The 26,135-nt window shown below is 62.0% G+C and carries 20 protein-coding genes; 11 read left to right on the top strand and 9 right to left on the bottom strand.

The window, feature by feature from the left end:
- Nucleotides 1–13 precede the first annotated feature (13 nt).
- Both QN219_RS05720 and QN219_RS05715 read left to right on the top strand, forming a co-directional pair.
- Entirely contained in the window at nt 14–1,294 is a 1,281-nt protein-coding gene (locus QN219_RS05720; RefSeq protein ID WP_283998622.1) for a cytochrome b N-terminal domain-containing protein, read from the top strand.
- 32 nt (nt 1,295–1,326) lie between these two features.
- Complete coding sequence (locus QN219_RS05715; RefSeq protein WP_283998621.1) at nt 1,327–2,199, top strand: cytochrome c1; 873 nt, start codon at nt 1,327–1,329, stop codon at nt 2,197–2,199.
- 320 nt (nt 2,200–2,519) lie between these two features.
- Here the strand turns inward: QN219_RS05715 and QN219_RS05710 are convergent, their stop codons facing one another.
- Nucleotides 2,520–2,942 carry a VOC family protein gene (locus QN219_RS05710; protein WP_283998620.1) on the bottom strand — a complete coding sequence of 141 codons (423 nt, stop codon included), beginning with the start codon at nt 2,940–2,942 and terminating at the stop codon, nt 2,520–2,522.
- 542 nt (nt 2,943–3,484) lie between these two features.
- On the bottom strand, nt 3,485–9,724 hold the full coding sequence (locus QN219_RS05705) for a kinesin (protein WP_283998619.1): 6,240 nt from the start codon (nt 9,722–9,724) through the stop codon (nt 3,485–3,487).
- Nucleotides 9,725–10,241: 517 nt separating this feature from the next.
- Here QN219_RS05705 and QN219_RS05700 point away from each other — a divergent pair.
- Nucleotides 10,242–10,610, top strand: coding sequence for an Hpt domain-containing protein (locus QN219_RS05700; RefSeq protein ID WP_283998618.1), 369 nt, complete (start codon nt 10,242–10,244; stop codon nt 10,608–10,610).
- Nucleotides 10,611–10,817: 207 nt separating this feature from the next.
- Nucleotides 10,818–11,138: a 2Fe-2S iron-sulfur cluster-binding protein gene (locus tag QN219_RS05695; protein ID WP_173513229.1), complete on the top strand. Its 321-nt coding sequence runs from the start codon at nt 10,818–10,820 to the stop codon at nt 11,136–11,138.
- Between the two features lie 491 nt (nt 11,139–11,629).
- Here the strand turns inward: QN219_RS05695 and QN219_RS05690 are convergent, their stop codons facing one another.
- Nucleotides 11,630–12,256 (bottom strand): DUF922 domain-containing Zn-dependent protease, encoded by a 627-nt coding sequence (locus QN219_RS05690; protein ID WP_283998617.1) that lies wholly within the window; start codon nt 12,254–12,256, stop codon nt 11,630–11,632.
- 207 nt (nt 12,257–12,463) lie between these two features.
- Between QN219_RS05690 and folP the strand changes: the two genes are divergently transcribed.
- The 3 genes from folP to folK are packed head-to-tail and all read left to right on the top strand — an operon-like array spanning nt 12,464 to nt 14,212.
- Nucleotides 12,464–13,315, top strand: a complete 852-nt coding sequence (gene folP, locus QN219_RS05685) for a dihydropteroate synthase (protein WP_283998616.1) — start codon at nt 12,464–12,466, stop codon at nt 13,313–13,315.
- Nucleotides 13,316–13,329: 14 nt separating this feature from the next.
- Nucleotides 13,330–13,701 carry a dihydroneopterin aldolase gene (gene folB / locus QN219_RS05680; RefSeq protein WP_283998615.1) on the top strand — a complete coding sequence of 124 codons (372 nt, stop codon included), beginning with the start codon at nt 13,330–13,332 and terminating at the stop codon, nt 13,699–13,701.
- Nucleotides 13,688–14,212 (top strand): 2-amino-4-hydroxy-6-hydroxymethyldihydropteridine diphosphokinase, encoded by a 525-nt coding sequence (folK, locus tag QN219_RS05675; RefSeq protein WP_283998614.1) that lies wholly within the window; start codon nt 13,688–13,690, stop codon nt 14,210–14,212. The genes folB and folK overlap by 14 nt, the downstream gene beginning before the upstream one ends.
- 64 nt (nt 14,213–14,276) lie before the next feature.
- Here the strand turns inward: folK and QN219_RS05670 are convergent, their stop codons facing one another.
- Nucleotides 14,277–14,828 (bottom strand): hypothetical protein, encoded by a 552-nt coding sequence (locus tag QN219_RS05670; protein WP_269283398.1) that lies wholly within the window; start codon nt 14,826–14,828, stop codon nt 14,277–14,279.
- A 239-nt stretch (nt 14,829–15,067) separates the two neighbouring features.
- On the opposite strand from QN219_RS05670, the gene QN219_RS05665 reads away from it, so the two are divergent.
- Nucleotides 15,068–15,922, top strand: coding sequence for a cytochrome b/b6 domain-containing protein (locus QN219_RS05665; protein ID WP_283998613.1), 855 nt, complete (start codon nt 15,068–15,070; stop codon nt 15,920–15,922).
- The gene (locus QN219_RS05660; protein WP_283998612.1) at nt 15,919–16,710 is read left to right on the top strand and encodes a molybdopterin-binding protein; all 792 of its coding nucleotides are present in this window, start codon (nt 15,919–15,921) and stop codon (nt 16,708–16,710) included. Before QN219_RS05665 ends, QN219_RS05660 begins: the two co-directional genes overlap by 4 nt.
- 42 nt (nt 16,711–16,752) lie before the next feature.
- On the opposite strand, the gene QN219_RS05655 is transcribed toward QN219_RS05660, so the two are convergent.
- The 3 genes from QN219_RS05655 to QN219_RS05645 all read right to left on the bottom strand — a co-directional run bounded on the left by QN219_RS05655 (nt 16,753) and on the right by QN219_RS05645 (nt 20,015).
- A complete protein-coding gene (locus QN219_RS05655) occupies nt 16,753–17,820 on the bottom strand; it encodes a TIGR01620 family protein (protein WP_283998611.1) in 1,068 nt (355 codons plus the stop codon).
- Nucleotides 17,817–19,313, bottom strand: a complete 1,497-nt coding sequence (locus QN219_RS05650; RefSeq protein WP_283998610.1) for a YcjX family protein — start codon at nt 19,311–19,313, stop codon at nt 17,817–17,819. The genes QN219_RS05655 and QN219_RS05650 overlap by 4 nt, the downstream gene beginning before the upstream one ends.
- A gap of 165 nt (nt 19,314–19,478) precedes the next feature.
- Nucleotides 19,479–20,015 carry a histidine phosphatase family protein gene (locus QN219_RS05645; protein WP_283998609.1) on the bottom strand — a complete coding sequence of 179 codons (537 nt, stop codon included), beginning with the start codon at nt 20,013–20,015 and terminating at the stop codon, nt 19,479–19,481.
- 399 nt (nt 20,016–20,414) lie between these two features.
- On the opposite strand from QN219_RS05645, the gene dksA reads away from it, so the two are divergent.
- Entirely contained in the window at nt 20,415–20,834 is a 420-nt protein-coding gene (gene dksA / locus QN219_RS05640) for an RNA polymerase-binding protein DksA (protein WP_136505565.1), read from the top strand.
- Between the two features lie 161 nt (nt 20,835–20,995).
- Here dksA and QN219_RS05635 read toward each other — a convergent pair whose 3' ends face one another.
- Entirely contained in the window at nt 20,996–21,979 is a 984-nt protein-coding gene (locus tag QN219_RS05635) for a flagellar biosynthetic protein FliO (protein ID WP_283998608.1), read from the bottom strand.
- 373 nt (nt 21,980–22,352) lie between these two features.
- Here QN219_RS05635 and cckA point away from each other — a divergent pair, with 373 nt between their 5' ends.
- Nucleotides 22,353–24,965 (top strand): cell cycle histidine kinase CckA, encoded by a 2,613-nt coding sequence (gene cckA / locus QN219_RS05630; protein ID WP_283998607.1) that lies wholly within the window; start codon nt 22,353–22,355, stop codon nt 24,963–24,965.
- A 171-nt stretch (nt 24,966–25,136) separates the two neighbouring features.
- Here the strand turns inward: cckA and QN219_RS05625 are convergent, their stop codons facing one another.
- Nucleotides 25,137–26,066 (bottom strand): pseudouridine-5'-phosphate glycosidase, encoded by a 930-nt coding sequence (locus QN219_RS05625; protein WP_283998606.1) that lies wholly within the window; start codon nt 26,064–26,066, stop codon nt 25,137–25,139.
- Between the last annotated feature and the right edge of the window lie 69 nt (nt 26,067–26,135).

Raw genomic sequence — 26,135 nt, 5'->3', positions numbered from 1 at the left:
GGGACTACTGATAATGAGTGCTGATCATTCAACCTACACGCCAACGACGGGCATCGAGAAGTGGGTTGACTCCCGTCTTCCGCTGCCGCGCCTCGTTCACGACTCGTTCGTCTCCTATCCGGTTCCGCGCAACCTGAACTACGCCTACACCTTCGGCGCCATGCTGTCGGTGATGCTGATCGTCCAGATCCTGACTGGCATCGTGCTTGCCATGCACTACGCGGCCGAAACCTCCGTCGCCTTCGAGTCGGTCGAAAAGATCATGCGCGACGTCAACCACGGCTGGCTGTTGCGTTACCTGCACGCCAACGGCGCGTCGTTCTTCTTCATCGCGGTCTACCTCCACATTGCCCGCGGGCTCTACTACGGCTCCTACAAGGCGCCCCGTGAAATCCTCTGGATCCTCGGCGTGGTCATCTATCTCCTGATGATGGCAACCGGCTTCATGGGCTACGTTCTGCCCTGGGGGCAGATGTCGTTCTGGGGCGCGACTGTTATCACCGGCTTCTTCTCGGCCTTCCCGCTGGTCGGCGAGTGGATCCAGCAGTTCCTGCTTGGCGGCTTCGCCGTCGACCAGCCGACGCTGAACCGCTTCTTCTCGCTGCACTACCTGCTGCCCTTCATGATCGCCGGCGTCGTCGTCCTGCACATCTGGGCCCTGCATGTAGTCGGCCAGACCAACCCTACCGGCGTCGAAGTGAAGTCGAGGACCGACACCGTCGCCTTCACGCCCTATGCGACGCTGAAGGATGCGCTCGGCGTATCGGTGTTCCTGATCGTCTACGCTTGGTTCGTCTTCTACATGCCGAACTTCCTCGGCCACCCGGACAACTATATCCCGGCTGACGCCCTGAAGACCCCGGCACACATCGTTCCGGAATGGTATTACCTGCCGTTCTACGCGATGCTGCGCGCCATCACCTTCAACATCGGCCCGATCGACTCCAAGCTCGGCGGCGTCCTGGTGATGTTCGGCTCGATCATCGTGCTGTTCTTCCTGCCTTGGCTCGACACGTCCAAGGTCCGTTCGGCCGTCTATCGTCCGTGGTACAAGCTGTTCTTCTGGATCTTCGTCGCTAACGCCATCATGCTCGGCTGGCTGGGCTCGCGCCCCGCAGAAGGCCTCTACGTCGTGATGTCGCAGCTCGGCACGCTGTACTACTTCGCCTTCTTCCTCGTCATCATGCCGGTTCTCGGCCTGATCGAAACGCCGAAGCGCATTCCGAACTCCATCACCGAAGCGGTGCTGGAAAAGCAGAATGCAAAGGCGCAGCCGGCAACCGTGCGCGCCTGATCAGAACAGTGATTGATAAGGAACCCACAACAATGAAAAAGCTTGTTACAGGCATTCTGTCACTCGCTGTGGTCGCCGGTCTCGGCCTGGGGGGCGCCATCGCCCAGGAACCGGCAGGCGGGGAGGAGCATGCCACCAGCGGCACGCCTCACTATCCGATCCACAAGCCGGAACAGCAGGACTGGACCTTTGCCGGCCTCCTCGGCCACTACGACAAGGGCCAGCTGCAACGCGGCCTCAAGGTCTACACCGAAGTCTGTTCTGCCTGCCATTCGATGGAGCTGGTGGCATTCCGTACGCTGCAAGATCTGGGCTATTCCGACGCCCAGGTGAAGGCTTTTGCGGCAAACTACGAGGTCCAGGACGGCCCGAACGCGGACGGCGAGATGTTCAGCCGCAAGGCCGTTCCGTCGGATTACTTCCCGGCGCCCTTCCCGAACAAGGAAGCAGCGGCCGCCGCCAACAACGGGGCCGCTCCGCCGGACTTTTCGCTGATCGCGAAGGCACGCGGCATCGAACGCGGTTTCCCGCAGTTCGTCTTCGACATGTTCTGGCCCTATCAGGAAGGCGGACCGGACTACATCCACGCGCTCCTGACCGGCTATCAAGAGCCGCCGGAAGGCGTCGAGGTCGCCGAAGGTACGCATTACAATCCGTACTTCGCCAACGCGGCAGCGCTCGCTATGGCCCAGCCGCTTTCCGACGGCCAAGTCACCTATGACGACGGCGCGCCGCAGACCGTCGATCAATACGCCCGCGACGTCTCGGCATTCCTGATGTGGACCGCCGAGCCGCACCTCGAGGATCGCAAGCGCACGGGCTTCATGGTCATGGTGTTCCTGCTGATCTTCACCGGCCTCATCTACCTGACGAAGAAGTCGGTCTACGCAAACAAGGAGCATTGATCCGAACCCGGCAAACGCCGGTTCGATCATCCGCGAAACTTAGAACGCCCCGGTTCATTGATCCGGGGCTTTTCTTTTGGTTGCACGACGTCCCGACATTGCCAGGCTCTCACCGTTCGGGCGCATTCCCACCACCCGGCCGCCAAGCCTCGGCGTGCGGCGGTGGCCGGACCTACTGCATGGTTCCTTAAATCGGTATCGATTTAAGGATAAATCTTGCAGCAATCCAAGTGTTACAGCGACCTAACCCCTCGAAATGACGCAAGTCCGGACGGAAAACCGTTACACACTTTTCCTGGAATTGCTCGAGCGTACGGCGTTCAATCGGGTACTGTCCATTGCGGGTTCCAGGCGATCTCCCAGAGGTGGCCGTCCGGGTCGTGGAAATAGCCCGAATATCCGCCCCAGAAGCGTTCTTGCGCCGGATTGGTGATGACCGCGCCGGCATGCTCAGCCTGTTTCATGATCGCATCGACCTCGTCCTTCGATTTGACGATGTGCCCGATCGACACCGCACCGAGCCGTGTTGGCGTCGCGGTTATCTTCGCGTCCTTGGCAAGCGAAGCTGTCGGAAACAGTGCGAGGATCAGGTCTTCGCCCATGTGGAAGAAGACCACCGCACCATCTTCGAATTGCTGCCCGACAACACCCTCCGTCGGCAATCCCATTCCGTCACGATAGAAGGCAAGAGACCTTTCGAGATCGCTCACGCCGAGGGTAAGGACTTTGATCCGCGGTTTCATGTCCGCCTCCTGCAACGCCGCGCGTCCAGAGCAATTCCAGGAGCGTGGTTAACGGTTCCGCGAGGAATTGCCTCTTCAATGAGTTAGGGCGTTCATCGCTTCAACAAAGTGCTGAACAGTTCTAGTCGGACGCGCAAGGCCGCCCATGTAGCACCTGAATTCCAGCATCAGTTTATCCCTGAATCGGATCCGATTTAAGGGATCGTGCAAAAAGCTTCGGGGAAGGGGCCGTCCGCTTGCGCCGGTCGCGCATACGCTTCGATGCGCCATGGCAATGGCGCGCTGCCTGTCTCACCTGATGCCGGCCAAAGAACGTCGCGTGGCGCGTACGCGACGAGGCGATTGGGCTCGGACAAATGCCATGGCAACATTCTGGCGCTGAAGGAGAGGCGATCCCATCTGAATTGCACGGGCATGGTCAACTCCATGACACCGCATCGGTCCGCGCGTTCTCGCACCTCAGTGGTCGCTTGCGATATCACGGATAGGAAAACGGCCCCGTCTTTCGACGGAGCCGTTCTCTTCAGGATCTTTCGGCCGGATCAGTTGAAGCGACCGGCCGCGTGGGCGAGCATCGTATAGACCTTGCCCGTGTCGGACGTCAGATAGGTCTGCGTGATGCGCTTGTCCGGATCGTTCCGCGCGACATCGGCCAGCAGCTTCTCGAAATCGGCGATGTAGCGGTCTACCGCCGTCCGGAACTCCGGCTCGCGGTCGTACTTGCGCTTGATCTCGTCAAATGTCTGCTGTCCCTTGAGGGTGTAGAGCCGGCGGGTGAAGACATCGCGTTCGCCGCGCTGATAACGCCGCCACAGATCCACCGATGCATCGTGGTCGATGGCCCGGGCAATGTCGACCGAGAGCGAGTTCAACGACTCGACCACATGACGCGGATTGCGGGTGTCCCCGGCGCGCACCGCAGGTTGGCTTTCCGCCGGCCGCTGGCGTGCGGTGGACGGGGCTTCCTCACGTGAGGCTGCGCGAAGCAGATCACGCATCCAGCCGCCACCTTCCTCGGTGCGGTCTTCCGCAACGTCCTGGCGCGCCGGCGGTTGCGGCCGCGTTGCCTGTTCCAGTCCAAGGCTTCCACGCAAAGCGGGAGCCGGAGCCGGGGCGGGGGCCGGAGCTGGAGCTGGAGCCGGCGGCTCGCGCCGCTCCTCCGCAACGGGTTGCTGCACGGCGGGGCGCGTGGCGGCAGGGGCCGGAGCATTCGAGACGGCCTGCTGGCGAACCGGCTGCGCGACCTCGAGCTGCGTGGAGGACTTGCCGATGATTTCGGAAAGCTCCTGAAGCGCCTTGATCTGCTCGGAAACGGCGCGCCGCATCATCGAGGCGTTCTCCTTTGCCTCTTCGGGCAGGTCGAAGGCGCCGCGCTTCAGCTCCTCGCGGGTCATATCGAGTTCCTTGCGGATCTCGTTGGCGGAGCGTCGGATATCGTCGGTTGCGCCGCTGAAGCGGTTGATCGCCTCGTCGATCGCCTGACGGACAGCTTCGCGCAATTGGGTGGCGACACCGTCGGACTTCTTGCCGCTTTCGGCCAGCATGCGCTCGATATCGGACACCGATGCACCGACGCTGCCGCGCAGGCGCGATGCCACTTCCTTCGAACGTTCCTCGGCATTTGCGAAGGCGCCTTCGATCGAGTGACCGGCGTCCTCGCCAGCCTTGGCGATGGCGCGGCGAAGTGCTTCCGAAGCGCTGAGCGCGCGGCCCTCGACCTGCGACAGGGTGTTGCTGACGTCGGCGAACGACGTCTCGACGCCGGAGCGCAAGGTCTCGGCAATCTGTCGGGTCCGTTCCTCGGCGCGTGCGACGACACCTTCCACCGAGGCGCCGGCTTCCTCGCCGGCCTGCGCCAAAGCGTTGCGCATCGCTTCGGCAGCCTCGTTCGCGCGCTGTTCGGTGCTCGAAAGCAACCGGCCGACGTCCGAGAAGGACGACTGGATGCCGTTGCGAAGATTGCCAGCGACCTGGCCGGAGCGCTCTTCGGCACGCTGGAAGGCGCCATCGACGAAACCTTCCAGTGCCCGCATCGTACGCTCGATTTCCTCCGAGCGTTGCACCAGGCCGACGGAAAGCGTCCGCAGCGCATCCTGACGCTCTTCAAGCGTGCTGACCAGATTCGACTGGGCAGCCGCCAGCAGATCGGACGCCTGGCCGAGAACCTTCGAATGATCCTCGAAGCGGCCGACGATCCCGCCGATCTGCGAGAGCGTCGAGCCGGCGATGTCGGACAGCTTGTCGACCCGGCCTTCGATGAGGCGCGTGGAACTGGACAGCATGTCGGATGCCTGCCGCGTCGTTTCCGAGAACTTCGATGCCGTCGCCTCGAGGCGCTGATCCATGTCGCCGAGATTGCTGCTTGCCTGGTCGATAACGGTCGCGATCGCCGAGTTGTTGGCGGCGAGCTGGTCGATGAGGCCCATCGCCGTCGATTGGAGACGGTTCTCGACCATCTTCATGGCCTTCGCCGTTTCTTCCGCGCGCAACGTGATGGCGTTGAGCGTTTCGTCCGTACGCTCGGTGATCGCATTGATGAGCGCTGCGTTTTCAGCGCGCAGGCGATCCGCGCTTTCCTGGGTGAGGGCTGCGATCCGCTCGGCGGCCTCCTTGCCGGTTGCCGCATATTGCTCGATGACGGGACGTGCCTGTTCATCGAGGAGGCGAGTCAACTCTTGCGAGCGGCCGGCGAGCATCGAATTGAGTTCGCGGGTGCGTTCGTCAAGCGTGCTGCGGATGGCCTGGCCGCGGGCATCGAGCGCCTTCTCCGCATCGGAAAGGCTCTGCTGGATGCCCTGGGCGTGGTTCGCAACCTGGTTATGGGTGGAGGCAAGGCGTGCCGTTGCCGTGTCCGCTGCGTCGGTGACCGAGCGGACGAGATCGGCATGGCGGGCCGCGGTAGCCGATGCGGTCTGCTCGATCGAGGTCGCGAATTCGGCGTTGCGAGCGGCAAGCGCGTCGGCGAAATCAGCGCCGGCCTTGGACAAGAGGTCGGCCGAACGCGCCGCTTCCGCGTCGAGTTCCTGCGCCGCATTGCTTACCGCACCGCGCAAGCTGGTGACGAGGGCGGCTGCCTTGCCTTCGATCGTCCGACTGACGTTCTCGAGGCCGATGTTGAGAGCACGGTCCATCGTGCCGAGCCGCTCTTCGATGCGGCCGGTACCCGCCTCGATCGCCGTGGAGATGCGGACCGCCGCAGTCTCGCTGATCCGATCGATCTCGCCTGCGCGCTCGCCAAGGCTCTCGGCGATCCGCTGTCCGGCATTGTCGACAATGGCGTTGACACTGCCGACACTGTCGCGAATTCGCTCTTCGAGCGAGCCGAGGCTCGTTTCGATGCGAGCCCCGGTGTCGTCGACGATCGCGTTGACGTTGCCGACGCTGCCGCGAATGCGCTCTTCGACGGCGCCGAGCCGGTTCTCGATGCGGACACCCGTATCGTCGACGATGCCGCTGACGGTGCCCACAGTGCCGCGAATGCGCTCCTCGAGCGAACCAAGGCTCGTCTCGATGCGTGCTCCGGTTTCGTCCACGAAAGCGTTGACGCTGCCGACGCTGCCGCGAACGCGCTCTTCGAGCGAGCCGAGGCCAGATTCGATGCGGGCGCCCGTATCGTCGAGACGATTGTTGATGCTGTTGACTGAAATGTCGACGCGATTGGTGAGCGTGTCGGCCGCAATGCTGATCTGGTCGGCCGTCTCGGCAAGGCGCTCTGCGATGTTGCCGGTGGTGGAGCGCATGCGCGCGTCAAGCGACTCGGCGCTGCGGTCGATGACGCCGGCAATCGACGTCTGGCGCTCCTCGAGCGACATTTCAAGCATGCTGGCGCTGGTCGCCAGCGTCGTCGCCATCGCCAGGGACTGATCGGACAGCAGATCCTCAAGCTGTTCGCGGCCCTGGCCGACGGCAAGGTTGATCGCGTGGATGCGATCGTCGAGCGTCGCGCGGATCTGATCATGCGTCGTCGTGAGCGTGTCGCGCAGATGCTCGGTCTTGCCGGAAAGCGCCTGTTCGATTTCGGCGGCCTTGCCGGCGAGCGAGGCGGTCGCCTCTGACGTGCGGGCCGTAAGCGCTTCCGCGATTTCGGCGCTGGTACCCGCCAGTGCTTCCGAGATCTTGCCGACGCGCCCGCTCAGATCTTCGGCAATGCGCGCGCTTGTGTCGGTCAGGGTATGGGCGATCTGGCTGACGCGGCCTCCAAGGTTCTCGGCGATTTCGGACACGCTCTGCGAAAGTTTGTTTTCAATGTCGCCGACACGGTCGGTCATTGTTTCGGCAACAGCCATTGCGCGGAACGTCAGGTTGTCGGCGACGTCCTCGACGTGACGGCTGAGCGAGTCGGCCATTTCGTTGGCACGCGCCGACATGGTCGAGCTGATTTCAGTCGCCCGTTCCGAGAGCACGCTGTCGAGTGCTGCGGTCTGGCTACCGAGCGTTTCGGTAATTGCCTGGCTGTGCCGCGACAGCACGCCGTCGAGCGCCGTCGTCTGACCGCCGAGCGTTTCCGTGATTAGCTGGCTGTGCCGCGACAACGCGCCGTCAAGCGCCGTCGTCTGACTGCTGACCGTTTCCGTGATTGCCTGGCTGTGCCGCGACAGCACGCCATCAAGCGCCGTCGTCTGGCTGCCGAGCGTTTCGGCAATCGCTTTGCCGCGATCGGAAAGGAGATGCTCCAGCCGATCGGCAGTGCCGCCGACAGCACCTTCGATGACGTCGAGGCCAGAGGCGAGCGCCGATGACAGGACGGCGGTGCGTTCCGAAAGCGTGTTGTCGAGACGATGCTGGCTTGCCGCGATCGCGCTCGTGATCTCGTCGGTCGACCCGGTCAGCGTCTGTTCGATACGGGCGTGAGCGGATTGCAAACCATCGATGAAGGCCGATGTGCGCGAATCGAGGCCCTCGGTCAGGCGCTGTTCGCTCGTCGTCAGGGCATTCGCAAGCGCATCGGCGCGTTGGCCAAAGCCGTTCTCAATGCGCTCCTGCGCCTCGGTCAGGGCGCCCATGAGCGTTCCGGTCTTTTCAGAAAGCACGCCGTCAATGCGGCTATGGGCGTTGCCGAGGAGATTGCTGAGTTCGGACGTGCGGTTGCCGATCGTCTCCTCGATGAAGTCCTGCGTCGCACCGAGCGCGGTCGCGAGCGTCAGCGACTGATCGGACAGGGCGGAACCTAGCTTCTCCACGCTGCTGTCCAAGGCGCTGCCAATTGCCTCGGAACCGCCGCTGACGGTCTCGTTGATGCGGTGCAGGCTTTCCATCAGCTTGGTGTCGAGCAGGCTCGCCCGCTTGTCGAAAGCGCTTGCGAACTCATGGAAGCGCTCGTCGAACGCTGTCGCCAAATGGCCCACGGTGGTCTGCAGCTTCTCCTCGAAGAAACCGCCGCGAAGATCGAGGTCCATGATTGCATCGTCTGCGCTCGACTTCAGGCTCTGCCTGAAGCTTGCGCCCTTTTCGTCGAGGGCGGAATTGAGCGAGGCGAGCATGTCGTCGAGCCCGCCGGAGATTGCCTGCTGGCCGACACTCAGGCTCTCGTTGAGGTCGCGGGTCCGTGCGATCAGCGTTTCATTGAGCTGGCGCGCGCGCTCATTGAGTGCGGCATTCAGCTTCTCGGTATTGGCGTCCAGCGTCGAAGCGCGCGTTTCGAACTGGCTGAGCAGATGCTCGCCCCGTTTCTCGAGCGTCTCGCTAAGCGCATCGAGCCGGGCATCGAATTCATTGCTGAGCGCGACACCCGCAGTCGTCAGTCCCGAAAGGAGCGCGTCGGTGCGGGTAGACAGCATCGTGCTGATGGTCTGCAGCGCGTTTTCTGATCTTTCGCTCAGGGTGGCGGCACGCGTATCGATCAGCGAGGCGAACGCCTCGCCGGAAACGGCAATGCGCGAGGCGATGTCCTCGCTCGCCAGTTCCAGATCGTCCTTCAGCTTGGTGTGCGCACCGGCGATCGACGTGCGTATCCGGTCGGCATGTCCGATGATCGCTTCCCGCTCGAGCCCCAGTTCCTGCACGAGGGTGCGAACGCGAAGCTCGTTTTCGCTGTAGCTGCGTTCGAGCGCATTGACCTCGGAATGCACGAGAGTTTCGAGTTCCGTCGCGCGTGCGATGGTCCGTTCGATGCCCTCGTTCATGGCCGAGACTTCGCGACGGACAGCCTGGCCGACCGTCATCACGCGATCCGCGGCCGTCGTTTCCGGTTCGGCCAGACGCAGGGCGACTTCTGCCATCGAGCGCGCAGCGTTGCGCAGGTCCTGCGCTCTCGCGATCATGATGGCAAAGGAGAAGAACAGCATCACGGGAAGGGCGATGCCGATAACAATAGCGATTACGCCCGGTGTGGCGGCGAGATCGGCGAGCGAACGGATCTGCCAGATCTGCGGTGCATAGAGGAGATGGGCGACGGCGACGCCGGCGAAGGCCCAAAGCAGCGACACCAGCGCGGCGGTACGGATTGCCGCGCGGCTGGTGCGAACCTCGAGGGAACGCAGCATCGCGGCTGGCGACCGGCGCGTATCGTCATTTGCCGGCGAAAGCGGCGGTTGCTTCGGAGCGGGTTCGGGCGCGAGGCTGCGCACCGCCTTCGGCACTTCCTGCTGCGCCTTTGGAGCTTGCGCCTGCTCGGACGATGCGGCCGCCTGCTTGCTGGGCTCGGACACACTTTCCTCCGGTTCATCCAAGGAAGTCTTGTCATTCAGAGCCGACTTAAGGTCGTCAAAGTCGATTTTCAGAGCCGCTTCCAGTGCCTGGAACGCCTTCTCATCGATCGACTCACTGCTCTTTTTCGTCGCCATAGGGATACGCCTCACTACTATTGCCCGCCGATGGCCATCTCCGCGGCGCCACATAGGCAGTCCCGAAGACATCCGAAAACAGGGCGGTGACGGCAGGATATGCGCGTCACACCTGCGCAAGACCCTGTCTTATCACCCATTCCATTGCCTCGATGGATAGCCGGAACTAAGGCCTCGCGGCACCGAGCACAGAGCTTATCCACCGGAACAGTTGCCACTTTCGTACGCAAACACGTTCCTGACCGTATCGTAGTGACACATTAGCCAGGTTCTTACAATTAAGCGCAATCGGCATTCATTAAAATCCTAATGATTTCTTAACGAGACGGCAGCCCAACTGTTGAAAAAGCCAAGGAAATCAGCTGGTTTAGCGAGCGTTAACCATTTCCTCAGATTCCTGCATCTATTGCGTCGCGGCTTAAGCCGATGGCAGCGCCGCCGGCCGATGATCCACGTGTGCTCGAAGCCGCGCAACACGCACCGGCGAAAGCGGCACCCAATAACAGGAAACTGGCCCATGGCGGCACTCAAGATAGCCTTCGAGACACCGGAAAATCCGGGAAGCTCTTCCTCCTCCTGCAGAAAACCCATCGACTTCGCCCAACTCGGCAGGCAGACAATGGGGGACAAGGAACTGGAGATCGAAGTTCTGCAGCTTTTCGCCCGCCAGGCGCGGCAAGCGGTGAGCGAGATCGCCGGCGGCGACGCCGATCGGCGGATCCAGGCTGCGCACCGGCTGAAGGGTGCGGCACTTGCTGTCGGCGCCGCGGATGTCGCTGAGGCTGCTGCCGCGATCGAGCGGAAACCAGCGGACGCCACCACTGCCGGCGCACTCGGCGCTGCCGTGCTCGAGGCCGAGCTCTTCATTCTGAAGCTTTGCCGCTGACTTAAGTCCGTCTTTGTAGGACTTCCGTGTATTTGACGCCATTCGTGGCAGTGCCGACGAGCATATGCCACGAAGGCACGACCGGCTGTTGTTGACTGGCTGGCCAATTTGTTGGAAGAACGTGCCCTGAATTTGCGCCGTCGCCCGCCTGTCGCTGCAGGAACTTGCGTTGGCGGCCAGTCCTGCCAATCCATTCCGGAAAGAGAAATGACAAAACTTACGATCGTAGCCTTTGACGGCACGCGCCACGAACTCGATGTCGAGAACGGCTCCACGGTCATGGAGAATGCGGTTCGCAATTCTGTGCCGGGTGTCGAAGCCGAATGCGGTGGCGCCTGCGCCTGTGCGACCTGTCATGTCTATGTCGACGACGCGTGGGCGGCTGCCGTCGGCGCGCCGGAGGCAATGGAAGAAGACATGCTTGATTTCGCCTATGATGTGCGCCCGACATCACGGCTTTCCTGCCAGATCAAGATGAGTGAAGCTCTGGACGGGCTGGTGGTCCATGTTCCGGAGCGCCAGGCCTGACCCCGAGCTTTTTGCAGTAGCCACTTCCGTTCAACGCGCGAAACCGCACAAAAAAATGCCTCGCTGGTCGCATCGACAAGCGAGGCAAGGAGGGCGTATCGCAAGCAGATGAGGGAGGGAACATCTGTTGCACCAGGACACGCCAGGAGAACCTGTTTTTGCTTCATTGCTTCGCGTTATATGAAGAACGCCTTAGCAACGACGCGAAACTCGAATAAGATCGCATACGAGCACAACGTCTTACTATCGATCCATAGCTAAACGCCCGTCTCGTCGAGAGGTTGAACTTTAATTCTACCGCTCACTTCATGGTATGAATATAGCTGAGTCGGCGCCCCACTGCCATCGCTAGAATTCGCCAATAAAATACCGTGGGTTTTGCGCGGCCGCCTTGCGCACCTCCAGATTATAGCCACCCTGTTCTTGGGGGCGAGTTTTTGCTTCTTGAACAAGGCGGCAGTCGCGCTTGTGAGCGCGGCGTGGGAACGGCCTTAGCGCCGTTCTTTGATGCTTTCCAGCCGGTATTGCAGCAGCCGGATCATGCGGCGATCGAAGTTTGCGGCCTCCGTCCGGTCGAAGCGTGCCTGATCCTTGTCGTGGTTTTCGACTTCGGCTGCACTTGTTCGAGCCACTTTGGCCTGCATGCGCTCGCAATCCGCTTCCGGCTTCAGCGCCATAAACGCCTTTTCCATCTGGCGCGCGTGATTACGGGCGATCTCCGCATGCCGCTCCTCGTGGCGCTTTATGTCGCTTGCCAGCGTGTCCCAAACCAAAGCGAGGTCGCGCCCCGCCTGCTTGCGATATTTCCAACGCGGCAGGATGATGCGCGTGCTGAGCGTTACGCGCGCGGTCCCGATGGCGCAGCGTCCGCCGCGGCTGACATAGGTGATCGTGCCGCCAAACTTGATCCGTGTGGCTCCCGGGTGGCGCGCGCCCGTGCTTGTCATCACGGGGCCGGCCGTAGCAAGTGCCTTGTCGAGTTCGGCGGCCGTGCGGCCACCAATCGAGAAATAGGTGAAGGTCTTGCTGAACACAGTCTCTCCCGCGGCGCTGCCTAGCGGAAGGCCGACGAAGAATGCGACAAGCGCGGCTTTCAGCGGAGCGCGTACTCGGTACATCGATGCGTGGTTCTCTTTGGTTGAACTTGGTTCAAGCTTGGGGCATAGCCAGCGTTAGCGCAACACAAATCGACCGGAGATGGCGTTCGGAGCGCTCGGAGTTACGTGAAGAAAGCTTCACAACTCTTTGATATTGAACAGGCTGAACTATTCTTGGTGAAGCCAATGAATATGGCGCGCTTCTCCGCATCGCAGGATCATGGGAACATGACGAACAATCCATATCAGATGTCTCGTTGGCAATTGGCGCATGGACGCAGCCTCGAACTAGGACCGCGTGGCGTTTTGATGGCGATCATCAACATCACGCCGGATTCGTTCTCCGACGGCGGGCGTTTTGTCGACCCCGCCGCGGCCGTCGCCGCCGGGCTGCGCTCGGTCGAACAGGGCGCGGAAATTCTCGATATCGGCGGCGAATCCACCCGTCCGGACGCAGAACCGGTAACTGCCGAGGAGGAGCAGGCGCGCATCCTTCCGGTGATCGCTGGGCTCGCTCGCGAAACGAAGGCGATCATTTCCGTCGACACCTACCGCGCCGAAACGGCGCGCTTGGCCGTCGAAGCGGGCGCCCACATCGTCAACGACGTCCACGGGCTGCAGCGCGAACCGGCGATCGCGGATGTTGCAGCGGCGACGGGGGCAGGGCTCTGCATCATGCACACGGGCCGCGACCGGCAGAAGCGCGACGATGTCGTCGACGATCAGTTTCATTTTCTGGATCGATCGCTGCAGATCGCGTCGGAGGCCGGGGTCGCGCGGGAAAGGATCGTACTCGATCCTGGTTTCGGGTTTGCCAAGGACACGAATGAAAATCTCGAACTGATGGCGCGTTTCCCCGAGTTGCATCGTTTCGGCCTGCCGATCCTGGTCGGAACGTCGCGCAAGCGCTTCATCGGTGCGGTCACGGGACGGGATGCGCCGGAGCGTGACATCGGAACGGCGGCGACGACAGCGCTGCTCAGGGCAGCGGGCGCTGCGATTTTTCGGGTGCATGATGTCGCAATCAACAGGGATGCACTGGTGATGGCGGATGCTATGCTGGCCGCAAAGAACAGCTGACGGGACATGAAGCCATGACTGCGACCTACATCATCACTTTGAAGAACTGCGCTTTCTTCGCCCGCCATGGCGTGCTCGACGAGGAGGAGTTTCTCGGACAGCGCTTCTTCGTCGATGCTGAGCTCGAAGTGGAGCAGGGCACGGCTCTCGCGGAGGACTGCATCGACGACACCGTGCACTACGGCATCGCTTTCGCGGAAATCGAGAGAATCGTCACCGGCCGCCGGCGTTACCTGATCGAAGCGCTCGCGCTCGAGGTCGCAAAGACGCTTTGCGCGCGTTTCCGCCAGATCCGGCGGGCGAAGGTTTCCATTCGCAAGCCGAACGCGCCGGTCCCGGGCGTTCTGGACTACGTGGAAGTCACGGTCGAGCATGTCACGGAATAACCCCTGGCGGCATGCGACGCTCGGTCTTGGCGGCAATCTCGGTGATCCGCCACAGGCGATGGCGGAAGCATTGCGCGCGCTCGACGCGAGACGGGACTGCAGGATCACCGCGGTGTCCCGGCTCTACCGAACACCGCCATGGGGCAAGATCGATCAGGCCTGGTTCTTCAATGCCTGCGCCGAGGTCGAGACGGTGCTCGATCCCGAGGCACTGCTCGACACCTGCCTTGATATCGAACGGGCGATGAAGCGGGTCCGCAAGGAGCGCTGGGGGCCACGCACGATCGACATCGACGTGCTGACCTTCGATAGCGTGAGTTCAGCGAGCGAAAAGCTGGAATTGCCGCATCCGCGCATGACGATGCGCGGTTTCGTGCTGATGCCGCTTGCCGACTTCGCGGCCGACCTTTTGATAGAAGGGCGAACGGTTCGCGAATGGCTGGGCAATGCCGATGTCACCGGAATTGAAGTGGCTGATGACGACGCCAATTGGTGGCGCAAACAGAGCTGAATCTCTGGCGAAAGAAAAAAGCCCGGCGTGAAAGCCGGGCTTTATGCAATTCATTTCGTCGTTGCTACTTGATCGAGCCGACCGCGATGTTGTCCATCTGACGGTTCAGGCTCACGCCGATGACCGGGACCATCGTCTCCTCGACCTTGACGGAAATCGTGATGTTCATGGTTTCCGCGTCCTGCAGCCGGGCGATCATCGCGCCATTGAGCTGCTTGCGGTTGATCCCGACCACGACTTTGTCCTTCGCAACGTTGCCGGACACCACGTCGAGTCCCTTGCCGTCGGCGCCGTCGAGAAACTTGCCGGTATAGCCGTTGCCCTTCTGCGTGATCATCGCAGACATCGGCTGCTTGAAGACGCCGACCCGGCAGAAACCGTCAAGCTTGATCCCGACATCTTTGCCCGATGCCGGTTCGCCGGTGAGGTCGCAGGTGAATTTCGTGCCCTTGTACTTGCCGGCCACGATCTCGCCGGGACCTTTCCACTGGCCGGCTACCTTCTCGAAAAAGGCCTTGTCGCGGGCGCCGGAAGACGCCGGCGTCGCAAGGCCGACAGTGGCAGCAAGCGCGAAAGCGGCAACGCCGCGAACGATCAAAGAAGGGCGCGAGAACATAATCGATCCTCGATGGGTCAACGTCCGAAACTGGTAACCACATTTGCGCTGAAATGGTTAACGGAAGGTTTCTTCGCGGCTCATTTACATGCCAGTTTTCCGGGGCCGCGCCACATAGAAAAGTCTGTTTGCGGCTCACGCGTGTCTCACCGGAAATTGCGCCATCACCGCGCAGCCGTATTCTTGAAACTCCATTGCCGCCTGTTACGTCATTGTCATATCGCGGGAGGGTCCCGAACATGGCGACAGCGATAGACAAGCAGCATGATGGCGCCGACCGACGGACGATCCGCCGGCATGGCCTCGCGACGCGGATCACCCACTGGACATGGGCGATCGCGTTATATTTCCTGCTGCTCAGCGGCTTGCAGATCTTCAACGCCCACCCGTCGCTTTATATCGGCGAGCAATCTGGTTTCGCATTTGACAACAGCGTGCTGTCGATCCGCGCCGTCAGGGGAGCCGACGGCGAAGTGCAGGGCGTGACGACCGCCTTTGGTCGGCGCATGGACACCACGGGTTTTCTCGGCGTCAGCGGACCGGAGGATAGCCGTGCCTACCGAGCTTTTCCGGCTTGGTTGACGGTGCCCTCTTATCAGGATCTTGCGACCGGCAGGGTCGTTCACTTCTTCTTCGCCTGGCTGTTCGCCGCCACGTTCCTGTCGTGGTTGGTCGCGAGCCTCATCAATGGGCATCTGCTGCGTGATATCCTGCCGACCTTCTCGGACATTCGCGGCTTGCCGCGCAGCTTCGCCGAGCATCTGCGTTTCCGTTTTCGTCATCGCCGCTCTTACAATGGTCTTCAGAAAATCTCCTATGCCGTTGTTCTTCTGATCTTTTTCCCTCTGATGATCCTGACGGGGCTGACGATGTCGCCGGCAATGAACGCCGGCGCACCCTGGCTGACGGAAATATTCGGCGGTCGGCAGACTGCACGCACCATCCATTTCCTCCTCATGCTGCTGCTCATCGGCTTCTTTGCGATCCACATCTTCATGGTCCTTGCGGCCGGGCCGATCAACGAAATGCGCTCGATGGTGACCGGACGGTTTCGCATCGACCTGGAAGCGACAGAAGGAGGACCCGAACGATGAGCCGGATGATCATCAACCGCAGGCGGTTTTTGACCGGCGCAGGTGTCGTCGTCTCGACGATCCCCCTGGTTGGGTGCGACGCGCTGGACGGCATGCTGTCGGACGGCGCGACCGTACGCGAAGCAATGGCCAAAGCGAATGATCTGACCTATCGCGTCCAGCGCTTCCTGATCGGCGCCCACAGTCTCGCCGAGGAATTTTCAGAGAGCGAGATCCGACAGGGGCAACGGCCGAACGGCTCGACCGATCCGACGGACGCCACCTACGTCGCCCTTCGAAACGCGGCTTTCGCCGACTACCGACTGGAGATCGCCGGCCTTGTCGACCGGCCGCTGAGCCTTTCCCTCGACCAGTTACGCAACATGCCGTCACGCACGCAAATCACCCGGCATGACTGCGTCGAGGGCTGGAGTTGCATCGCCAAGTGGACAGGTGTTCCTCTCGCCGCCGTCCTGGATGAAGCGAGAGTGAGGCCGGAGGCACGCTACGTTGTGTTTCGATGCTTCGATACGATGAATCTCGGCCTCTCCGGGGAGAGCGCCTACTATGAGTCCATCGATATGCTCGATGCGCGCCATCCGCAGACGATCCTTGCCTATGGATTGAATGGTGGGCCGCTCCCGGTCGCGAATGGCGCACCTCTGCGCCTGCGCGTGGAGCGCCAGCTCGGATACAAGATGGCGAAATACCTTCGCTCGATCGAACTCGCCTCCGACCTCGCGGCCTACGGCCAGGGCAACGGCGGTTTGTGGGAGGACCTCGGCTACGACTGGTACGCAGGCATATAGCGCCGAATAGAGGCAGCAACCGTCTGTCGCCAATTCCCGCGATCAGCTCTCCAATCGTGACGCGCCAGGCGCAAGATCGGAAAGGAAATCACCAATTCCCGGTCGCTTCAGCGCGCGAAACGGCATGGGCCGGCAGAGGTCCATCGCCGCTATGCCGATACGCGCGGTCATCAGACCGTTGATGACCCCCTCGCCAAGGCGCGCGGAGAGTTTGGATGCGAGGCCGTGGCCCAGGACCTGCTGGATAAGGCTGTCGCCGGCAGCAATGGAGCCGGTGACGGCAAGATGTGCAATGACGTCGCGCATGAGCCGCAGCATGCCGAGCGTGCCCGGCCGACCACCGTAGAGCTCCGCCATCGCGCGGATCATCCGGGCCGATTCGTAGAGGACGTAACCGAGATCGACAAGTGCGCGCGGGCTCACGGCGGTTACGATCGACACGCGCTTCGACGCCGCCAGAATAAGCCGGCGCGCCTCGCGGTCGAGCGGTGTCAGCAATTCCCGCTCGGCCAATTCAATGAGATGAGGACCGTCGATGATCTCGCCTTCGGTTTCGGCGAGTCGCGCCCGACCTTTCGCCGTGCGGGGATTGGCGGCCAGCAGGTGGACAAGCCTCGCCGTCGCGGCGCGTGCGGTCTTGGTGCTGGCCGGGGCTTCGCCAACATCTTTTTTCAACTGCTGTATCGCCGTGAGCTGCATCATCCCGTACAGTTCGCGCACGATGACGACCAGGAAGGCGAAGGCGCCGATTGCGACGACGGCGATTGCGCCGTAGCCGAGCCAATCCGCGCGGGAAAAAAGATCGCGGAGCAGACGATCGACCCAAAGTCCCAGGGCAAGCGAAAGCAGGATGCCCAGCGCGCCCATCGCCACCTTGCCGAAGGAGAGCCGACGGCGGCGCGGGCTTGCTTCCGGCAGGTTGAGCGCTTCGATCGCCGCAGTCGTCTCGATGAACGGGTCTTCGGCTTCAGGCGTCATGACGATTTTGTCGCTGAAGCTAGCCGGCGCGCGCCGTTGCTGCTGCTGTCGCTCCCCGCGTTCGGTCTGCGCGTCAGGGTCGACGGAAAAGGCGGCAGGCTTGCGCCCCCGGTTCTTGAAATCGTCACTCATGCCAGGCGATCTCCGAGCAGGAACTGCATCGCACGGTCGAGCCGAATATGCGGCACCGAAAGTTTCAATCCGCCGCGCGTCTCTTCCAGATGTGGTGGGCGGAAGCGCACGAAATTCAGCTCAGGCATCGCGGGCTCCGCCTCCGCAGATTTCGAAGCTTGAGAACGACCATCCTTCGCCTCAAAAAGAACTTCAGGATCTTGCGGTAAGTCTCCAGGAAATATTGCTGTCTTTCTTTCTCCATCGAACATTTCGCCATTGATCCTCTCGCCCGCGATCGGCGTGCCGACGATGACCGGTAACGCGTGGCCATCATGGTTCACCGTCGCCTCGCGGGTCGCGCGGACGGATGCAAGCGCCATCACTTCAAGCCCTGCGCCGCTCATACCGATGCGTTCCGCGGCGCGGCTGACGAGGCGGGCGGTGATGCGTTCGAGCCGGTCGTGGCTTTCGTGGTGCAGATGGTCGGCCTTGGTAGCGGCGATGAGGACCCGATCGATCCTGCGCGTAAACAGGGACGAAAGCCAGGAAGTGGTGCCGGGCCGGAAGCAGGCGAGAACGTCGGCGAGCGCCTGTTCCAGGTCGTTCAGCGCCTCCTGTCTGCGATTGATCGCCTGCAACGCATCGACGAGCACGATCTGGCGGTCGAGACGGGCGAAGTGCTCGCGGAAGAAGGGGCTTACGACGTGGGTCTTGTAGGCCTCGTACCGGCGCTCCATCATCGCCCAGAGCGATCCTTTTGGCGCGTGGCCCGCGGGCAGATCCGGAAGCGGCGAGAAGGTCAGCGCCGGCGACCCCTCGAGATCTCCGGGCATCAAGAAACGGCCGGGCGGCAGCGTCGAGAGGGATCGGTCGTCGGCCTTGCAGGCTTGGAGATAGGCGGTGAAGCTTTCGGCAAGCCGCCGGGCGCTGCCTTCATCGGCTGCCGCAGTGGCACCGCTCACCGATGCAAGCGCCAGCCATTCGCGCGAAAGACTCGCGCGTATGCCGGTGCGCGCGCGTCGCACCGTGTTCTCGCTGAACTGCCGAAAATCCTGCGCAAGCAGGGGCAGGTCAAGCAGCCATTCCCCCGGATAGTCGACGATGTCGATCGACAGCCGCCCGGGCGAAAACATCCGGTTCCAGCCGCTGGCGCTTTCATAATCGAGCGTGATGCGCAACTGCGAAATCGCCCTCGTCGAATCCGGCCAAACCCGATCCCGGACGAGGGCAGCGATATGGTCTTCATACTGGAAACGCGGGACCGCATCGTCGGGCTGCGGCTCCAGCCGCACCTTCGAGACCCGCCCGGATCGGATGGGCTCGAACACCGGCAGGCGACCGCCGTTCAACAAGTTGTGGACGAGCGACGAAATGAAGACGGTCTTGCCGGCACGCGAGAGGCCCGTGACGCCGAGGCGGACCGCAGGATTGACCAGTCCCGATGCCCGATCGGCGAGATTGTCCAGCGCAATCAGGGCATCATCTTTAAAGCTGCTCAGAAGGGGCGCCAATTCTATCCGTTCCTCGGGACTGATCCGTCATTCAGCTTGCCGGCAACCATCAAAGAGCGCCGCCTATATGTGCCAGCCGCCGTCGCGATATAGGAAATCTTTCCGCCAACACAACCCGTAAGACCGATTTCGGCAATCGTCCTTCGGCTCGGGCGGGAGCTTTGGTCACGTTCTACCCGATTCCTCCGGCGCGGCCAGCAACAGTGTCGAAAGCGTCGCCAGCCATCTGGCGCCGGCACTCGGAGGTGCTGAAAAGTCGATAACCGCCAATGCCGCCGGCGGATAGCCGACCGCAAGAACCCTGTCCGCAGCCTCGTCGCCGAGCAGGCGACGAAACAGCTCCTCGATCATCGGATTGTGACCAATGAGCATCAGCGAGGACAGGCTGGAATTTGCTTCGAGAAGCTCGGCGTAGACGTTCATCGATCCCGTATAGAGCGCATCGATGTAACGAAGATCGATGTCTTCGCCGAGCGTGCGACGGAACGGTTCGGCGGTTTGACGACACCGCACTGCGGTCGAGCACAGGATCAGATCCGGTCGGATGTCTTGATCGGCAGCGCTCTGGGCGATCAGCTCCGCCTCGGCATAGCCGATATCGTCAAGCGTGCGGTCGAAATCCCGCTGACCCGGCAGCGCCCAGCCCGAGCGGGCGTGGCGGAGAAGAAAGAGGCGAAATGCCGGGGCGACGCGATCTTGCATATATCATCCGGGGGCGGCCTGGGCGCCCGAGGTTGGAAGCATCTTTCGGCCGGGTCCAGACGCGAGTCCGGCGAGACGGGTACCTTGTCCCGCTGTCGCGGCAAAGATCAAGCCGTAGGCCTAGGTTTTTCGCGGATCGCAGCCCTCTTGAACTGACGCCCGAGGCGCACCAGATGTCGCAATCTGAAATGTCGCGGGCATCGGTCGACGGTTCGCGGGCAGATCGGCCGGACGTAATCCGCGATCAAGATTTCGTGTGTAATTTTGATGAAATATTCGCCAGTTAGCCTGAAATGCAAGCATTGTTAAAATGCGGTCGAGTGTCTGGCACAAGGCTTGAATCGTAGCTTCCATAGGTCTATACACCGCCGCAATGAGATGTTCTTCAGGAGAATCGCGTTGAGTGAGAAGATCGATCTTAGTACCTTTGTTCTCTCCGAGGACGAGGAATTCATGAATGCCAACCACCGGGCGTACTTTCGTGCAAAGCTGAATGCCTGGAAAAATGATATCCTTCGCGAAGCCCGCGAGACACTGGACCACTTGGCAGAGGAGAGCGCCAATCATCCGGATCTTGCGGACCGAGCTTCTTCCGAAACAGACCGGGCAATCGAATTGCGTGCCCGGGACCGGCAAAGGAAACTGATCGCCAAGATCGATGCTGCGTTGCAGCGGCTTGACGAAGGCACCTACGGTTACTGCGAGGAAACCGGCGAACCGATCGGTTTGAAGCGTCTGGACGCCCGGCCGATTGCAACCCTCTCGATCGAGGCGCAGGAGCGCCATGAACGTCGCGAGAAGGTCTACAGAGACGAATGACGGATCCAGGATCTTCCTGATCTGAAAAAAACGGCGCGGTTATCCGCGCCGTTTTACTTTGTCGCGTTGCCCGGGCCAGGATAGTCTTGAGTAGATCCGATCGTCCCGATCGCGCGGTGGCAAACGGGAAACGCCTCATGCGTTTCCTTGCCCGGCCGTTCTCATGGTTTACGCCCGGCGGAAATGTCGGCGAGCATCCGATGCATTTCCTCTTCGATCGTCGGCTCCTTGCGGATATTGTCCGGGGTACCGAGCAGGGGTTCCTGGCGGCCGCCCGCAGTCGGTCGGCTCCCGGCTTGCAGCCCGACCGAAGGCGCTAGCCGCTGCAGATCGCCGCTGATTTCCGCGTCGAGAATCCGCTCGAAATCCGAAACCCTGTCCGGTGCGGCCGGTTGGACCGGCATCACCTGTGTCTGCGTCACTGGCGCGGAAGCCGTTTGCGTAGCGCCCCGTTGCACTGGCGTCGGCTCCCGACGCGGTGCCGCTGGAAGGACCCGCTCGCGGGCCACGTCGAAAATGTCCTCGGCACGTTCTATGGCGGAGACGGCGGGACTCGCGGGCACGGGGGGCGAAACCCTGGCAGGCGGCTGTTGTTGGAGTGGTTGCCCGGCCGTCGCCGGTCTTTGCTCTGCGGCGAGACGAATCGGCGGCGCAGGCTCCGCCCTGGGAGCGGCTTGCGGCTGCTCATCCGCGTCATCCGCGCGCGCGACTTGCCGCTCCGGCACGGTAGCGGCGGCTTCCACCGGCATCGGCGTGGGCGCCGAAACGGGCCTCGGCTCAGGTCGGGGTGTCGCCTTCGGCACATCCGTGGCCTTCTGCTCCGCGGCCGCGCCGGCGCTCGCCTGTGCCGGCGATAGCTCCGGTGCAATCCGACTTTCGATGACGATGTCGGTGGGGCCGCCGATCATGATGAGGTGTTCGACGTCGTCGCGGCGTACGAGCACGAGCCGGCGGCGCGCGTCGACGGCGGCTGCGTCGAGGACGGCAAGCCTGGGCTGTCTGTTCTTACCGCCGCGCACAAATGGGGAGGAGGGTCTCTGGCGCATGATCCAAAGCACGGCGGCAAGGCACAAGAGCCCGGCGGCAACGGCTGCGGCGGCGATGATGAATCGGCTGCCGTTGTCCCCGACAAAGGTTTCCATCATAGGCTGAACTCCTTCTGCCGTTCCCGCATGTCAATATTTGACGGCTTTTTTCGGGCCGGTACAAGCTTGTGTCCGACATTCTCTGTGAATTGACCAGGATGCTTCCGCAGAGACGCTTTTTGCTGTTATCTCTGATTGTTAAAGATGATTCCAGTTCGATGATCCGAACGCGGCAAAGGCATTTGCCGATTTCGCGAAACTTGGGTCGGACGCCGGCGACTGCATGATTCCTTAAACCGGAATCGATTTTGGGGATAGATTATGCAGCCATTCAGAGGATTGCAGCGAGCTTTGCGCGCCTGAACAAGAAGCGCGGCGCTGTTGTAGATGTACAGGGTGGTCGCGCGCGGCCGCAGCGGCAGGTGAGGACCCGATGACGAAATTGCGGCAGTCAGGTGACTACCAGATGCCGGTTGTTGACCGCGGCGTCCGGCCGGGCACCGTCTTGCGGATCATCCTGCTGGCGATCGTCCTCACCGCGTCGGCGGCCGCCTTCGTCGTCTTCAAGAACCAGCTCGAGAACGAGATCGTCCTTGGCATTCTCGGCGTGCTGGCGATGGTCGGCATATTTTTCCTGGTATCGTCGGTGATCGGTTTCATCGAGGTGATGCCGCAGACGCGTCCCGACGAGCTGGCGCGCGCCTTTCTCGATGCCCACGAAGACGGCACGATCGTCACCGACCGCAGGGGGCGCATCATCTACGCCAATGCCGCCTATGGCGCTCTGACCGGTGCAAAGAGCGCCGGCGGCATTCAGTCGCTCGAGACCATCCTCTCCAGAAACCGCGAAGCGACCGAAGCGATCTATCGGCTCACCAATGGACTCCATGAAGGCAAGAAGGGGCATGAGGAATTCCGGCTGCTGAAGCCTCTCGCAAATGGTGCATCGATCGGTTCAGGCGCCCATTGGTTTCGCCTGAAGGCGCGGGTGCTGCCCCTGGAGGACAGCGAAAGGAACCCGCTCTATCTCTGGCAGATCGCCGACATCACGGCCGAGCGCGACGACCAGGAGCGGTTCTTCAAGGAACTGCAGAACGCGATCGACTATCTCGACCATGCCCCGGCCGGTTTCTTCTCGGCCGGGCGCAAGGGCGAGATCTTCTATATCAATGCCACCCTTGCCGATTGGCTCGGCATCGATCTCACGAAGTTTCAACCGGGATCGGTCAGCATTGCCGATGTCGTCGCGGGCGAGGGCCTCGCGCTCGTTCAATCGGTCCAGGCGGAACCGGGCCTCAAGAAAACGAAAGTGCTTGACCTTGATCTCCGCAAGGCCAACGGGCAGAGCCTGCCGGTGCGCCTGATCCACCGCGTCTCGTCGACCCGCGACGGCGCGCCCGGCGAGAGCCGGACGATTGTCATGTCCCGTGAAGACGATGACGGCGATCAGTCGGCTTCGAATGCCGCCATGCGCTTCACGCGCTTCTTCAACAATACGCCGATGGCGATCGCCTCCGTCGATGGCGACGGACGGATCCTGAGGACCAATGCTCCGTTCCTGAAGCTGTTTGCAGGTGTCGTTTCGCAGGACGACGTCGAGCGCGGCGCACTGATCGAAACAGTCGTGCACGAGTCCGAAAGAAACCGCCTTCAGGACGCGCTTGCGGCGGCAAAGGACCGGCAGGGCGATATCGCGCCGATCGACGCCTTGCACCCGAAGGACGAGGGGCGACATTTCCGCTTCTACGTCAACGCCGTGATCGACCAGAGCGATCAGGCGCCAGAGGAAGCCGCCATCATCTATGCGCTGGAGATTACCGAGCAGAAGGCGCTCGAGAACCAGATGGCGCAGACGCAGAAGATGAATGCCGTGGGCACGCTTGCAGGCGGCATAGCGCACGATTTCAACAACGTGCTGACCGCGATCCTGCTTTCCTCCGACCACCTCCTGCTTTCGGCCCGGCCCGCGGATGCGACTTTTGCCGATCTGATGGAAATCAAGCGCAACGCCAATCGCGCCGCCGTGCTCGTGCGGCAACTGCTCGCCTTCTCGCGCAAGCAGACGATGCGCCCGACAGTGCTCAACCTCACCGATGTCATCGGCGACCTGCGTATGCTGGTGGACCGGATGACCGGCACCAACGTCAAGGTTGAGGTCGACTACGGCCGCGACCTCTGGCCGGTGAAGACCGATCTCGGCCAGTTCGAGCAGGTGCTGCTCAACCTCGCGGTCAACGCGCGCGACGCCATGCCCAAGGGCGGAACGATCACGCTCCGGACACGAAATCTACCGGCAAGCGAGATTGCGGCACTCGGACGACGGGAGCTGCCGGAGGACGACTTCGTCATGGTCGAAGTTTCCGACCAAGGCACCGGCATTCCCCAGGAGATCATGGACAAGATCTTCGAACCCTTCTTCACGACGAAGGAAGTCGGCAAGGGCACCGGCCTTGGGCTTTCTATGGTCTACGGCATCGTCAAGCAGTCGGGCGGCTACATCTATCCGGAGTCGGAAGTCGGGAAGGGCACCACCTTCCGCATTCTGCTGCCGCGCCATGTGGAGGAAATCCGCGAGGAAGGGGATTCGCCGGCAACCGAAACGCCGATGCCGGCAGTCAGCGACCTGGTCCTGGCGCCAGCGCCCAAAGCCGAACAGGAACCGACAGATCTCACCGGCGATTCCGCCGTTGTGCTGCTGGTCGAGGACGAGGAGGCGGTGCGTCGCGGTGGCAAGCGCATGCTCGAAACGCGCGGTTACACGGTTCACGAGGCCGGATCGGGCGTCGAGGCGCTCGACATCATGGATGAGCTCAACGGCGCGGTCGATATCGTCGTCTCGGACGTGGTGATGCCGGAGATGGACGGACCGACGCTGCTGCGCGAACTGCGCAAGAAATACCCGGATCTGAAGTTCATCTTCGTGTCAGGCTACGCGGAAGACGCTTTCGCGCGCAACCTCCCGGCCGATGCGAAATTCGGTTTCCTGCCGAAGCCATTTTCGCTGAAACAACTGGCTGTCGCCGTACGCGAGATGCTGGATTCCTGAGCGGGCGCTGATAAGCGGCGCGATCCAGGAAAGTCCTTCAACGGTTTCCCGTCGGGAATTGCGTCGGTTCAAAGAGTTGGATGACGTCACTGTTTCGATGCAACATACGATCTAGCGGCTTCATGAAAAAGGCCCGGTTCAGCGCCGGGCCTCCTTGCCAGCCAACTGAGATCACTTCGCCGTCAGCGCAACGGCGATTTCGGCCGCCAAACGCGCATTGTTTTCGACGAGCGCAATATTGGTTTCAAGACTGCGGCCCTCGGTCATGTGAAAGAGGTTGTCGAGCAGGTAGGGGGTCACCGCCTTGCCGGAGACCTCGTCGCTCGCGGCATTGTCGAGCGCACGGGTGATGTAGATTTCCATCTCCTCCCGCGGAATTTCGCTCTCTTCGGGAACCGGATTGGCAACGAGCATGCCGCCATCGATGCCGAGCAGGTCGCGCATCTTCTGGAAATTGGCGATCGCCGCGGGGCTGTTCAGCATCAGCGGGCTCTTGATGCCGGAATCGCGCGACCAGAAGGCCGGGAAGGTCTCGCTATCATAGGTGACGACCGGAACACCCCGGGTCTCCAACACCTCGAGCGTTTTCGGAATGTCGAGAATGGCCTTGGCGCCGGCGCAGACGACGATGACGCCGGTGCGGGCGAGTTCATCGAGATCGGCGGAAACATCGAAGCTCTGCTCCGCGCCGCGGTGAACGCCGCCGATGCCGCCGGTGGCGAAGACGCTGATGCCGGCGCGCGCGGCGGCGATCATCGTCGCGGCGACGGTCGTGGCACCGGTGCGGCGTTCGGCGATGGCGAAGGCGAGATCGGCGCGCGACAGCTTCATGGCGCCCTCCGTCTTCGAAAGCGCCTCCAGCTTCGCGTCATCGAGGCCAATGTGCAGGACACCGTGAATGACCGCAATCGTTGCGGGCACCGCACCCTGTTCGCGGATGATCGCCTCGACGCTGCGGGCCATGTTGAGATTGCCGGGGTAGGGCATTCCATGCGTGATGATCGTCGATTCCAGCGCGACGATCGGCGCTCCGCGCGCCTTGGCGGCCGCGACTTCATCGGAATATTCCATCGGCAGGGACGGGGAGGAGGGCTTTGTCATGGTCTTTCCCTTTAATCGCGAAGTGTCGGGCTGAATCAACTGGAATCGCGATCGCTTCTAACAAAGTTG

This window comes from Sinorhizobium sp. 8-89 (assembly GCF_030124325.1).
GTDB lineage: Bacteria > Pseudomonadota > Alphaproteobacteria > Rhizobiales > Rhizobiaceae > Sinorhizobium.
Note: the sequence above shows the minus strand (reverse complement) of the source record. Positions and strands in the feature narration are given on the sequence as shown.

Excerpts from the sequence above, each read along its gene's own strand:
- QN219_RS05720 (WP_283998622.1), top strand. The coding sequence starts at position 14 with ATGAGTGCTGATCATTCAACCTACACGCCAACGACGGGCATCGAGAAG.
- QN219_RS05715 (WP_283998621.1), top strand. The coding sequence starts at position 1,327 with ATGAAAAAGCTTGTTACAGGCATTCTGTCACTCGCTGTGGTCGCCGGT.
- QN219_RS05710 (WP_283998620.1), bottom strand. The coding sequence starts at position 2,942 with ATGAAACCGCGGATCAAAGTCCTTACCCTCGGCGTGAGCGATCTCGAA.
- QN219_RS05705 (WP_283998619.1), bottom strand. The coding sequence starts at position 9,724 with ATGGCGACGAAAAAGAGCAGTGAGTCGATCGATGAGAAGGCGTTCCAG.
- QN219_RS05700 (WP_283998618.1), top strand. The coding sequence starts at position 10,242 with ATGGCGGCACTCAAGATAGCCTTCGAGACACCGGAAAATCCGGGAAGC.
- QN219_RS05695 (WP_173513229.1), top strand. The coding sequence starts at position 10,818 with ATGACAAAACTTACGATCGTAGCCTTTGACGGCACGCGCCACGAACTC.
- QN219_RS05690 (WP_283998617.1), bottom strand. The coding sequence starts at position 12,256 with ATGTACCGAGTACGCGCTCCGCTGAAAGCCGCGCTTGTCGCATTCTTC.
- folP (WP_283998616.1), top strand. The coding sequence starts at position 12,464 with ATGACGAACAATCCATATCAGATGTCTCGTTGGCAATTGGCGCATGGA.
- folB (WP_283998615.1), top strand. The coding sequence starts at position 13,330 with ATGACTGCGACCTACATCATCACTTTGAAGAACTGCGCTTTCTTCGCC.
- folK (WP_283998614.1), top strand. The coding sequence starts at position 13,688 with ATGTCACGGAATAACCCCTGGCGGCATGCGACGCTCGGTCTTGGCGGC.
- QN219_RS05670 (WP_269283398.1), bottom strand. The coding sequence starts at position 14,828 with ATGTTCTCGCGCCCTTCTTTGATCGTTCGCGGCGTTGCCGCTTTCGCG.
- QN219_RS05665 (WP_283998613.1), top strand. The coding sequence starts at position 15,068 with ATGGCGACAGCGATAGACAAGCAGCATGATGGCGCCGACCGACGGACG.
- QN219_RS05660 (WP_283998612.1), top strand. The coding sequence starts at position 15,919 with ATGAGCCGGATGATCATCAACCGCAGGCGGTTTTTGACCGGCGCAGGT.
- QN219_RS05655 (WP_283998611.1), bottom strand. The coding sequence starts at position 17,820 with ATGAGTGACGATTTCAAGAACCGGGGGCGCAAGCCTGCCGCCTTTTCC.
- QN219_RS05645 (WP_283998609.1), bottom strand. The coding sequence starts at position 20,015 with ATGCAAGATCGCGTCGCCCCGGCATTTCGCCTCTTTCTTCTCCGCCAC.
- QN219_RS05635 (WP_283998608.1), bottom strand. The coding sequence starts at position 21,979 with ATGATGGAAACCTTTGTCGGGGACAACGGCAGCCGATTCATCATCGCC.
- cckA (WP_283998607.1), top strand. The coding sequence starts at position 22,353 with ATGACGAAATTGCGGCAGTCAGGTGACTACCAGATGCCGGTTGTTGAC.
- QN219_RS05625 (WP_283998606.1), bottom strand. The coding sequence starts at position 26,066 with ATGACAAAGCCCTCCTCCCCGTCCCTGCCGATGGAATATTCCGATGAA.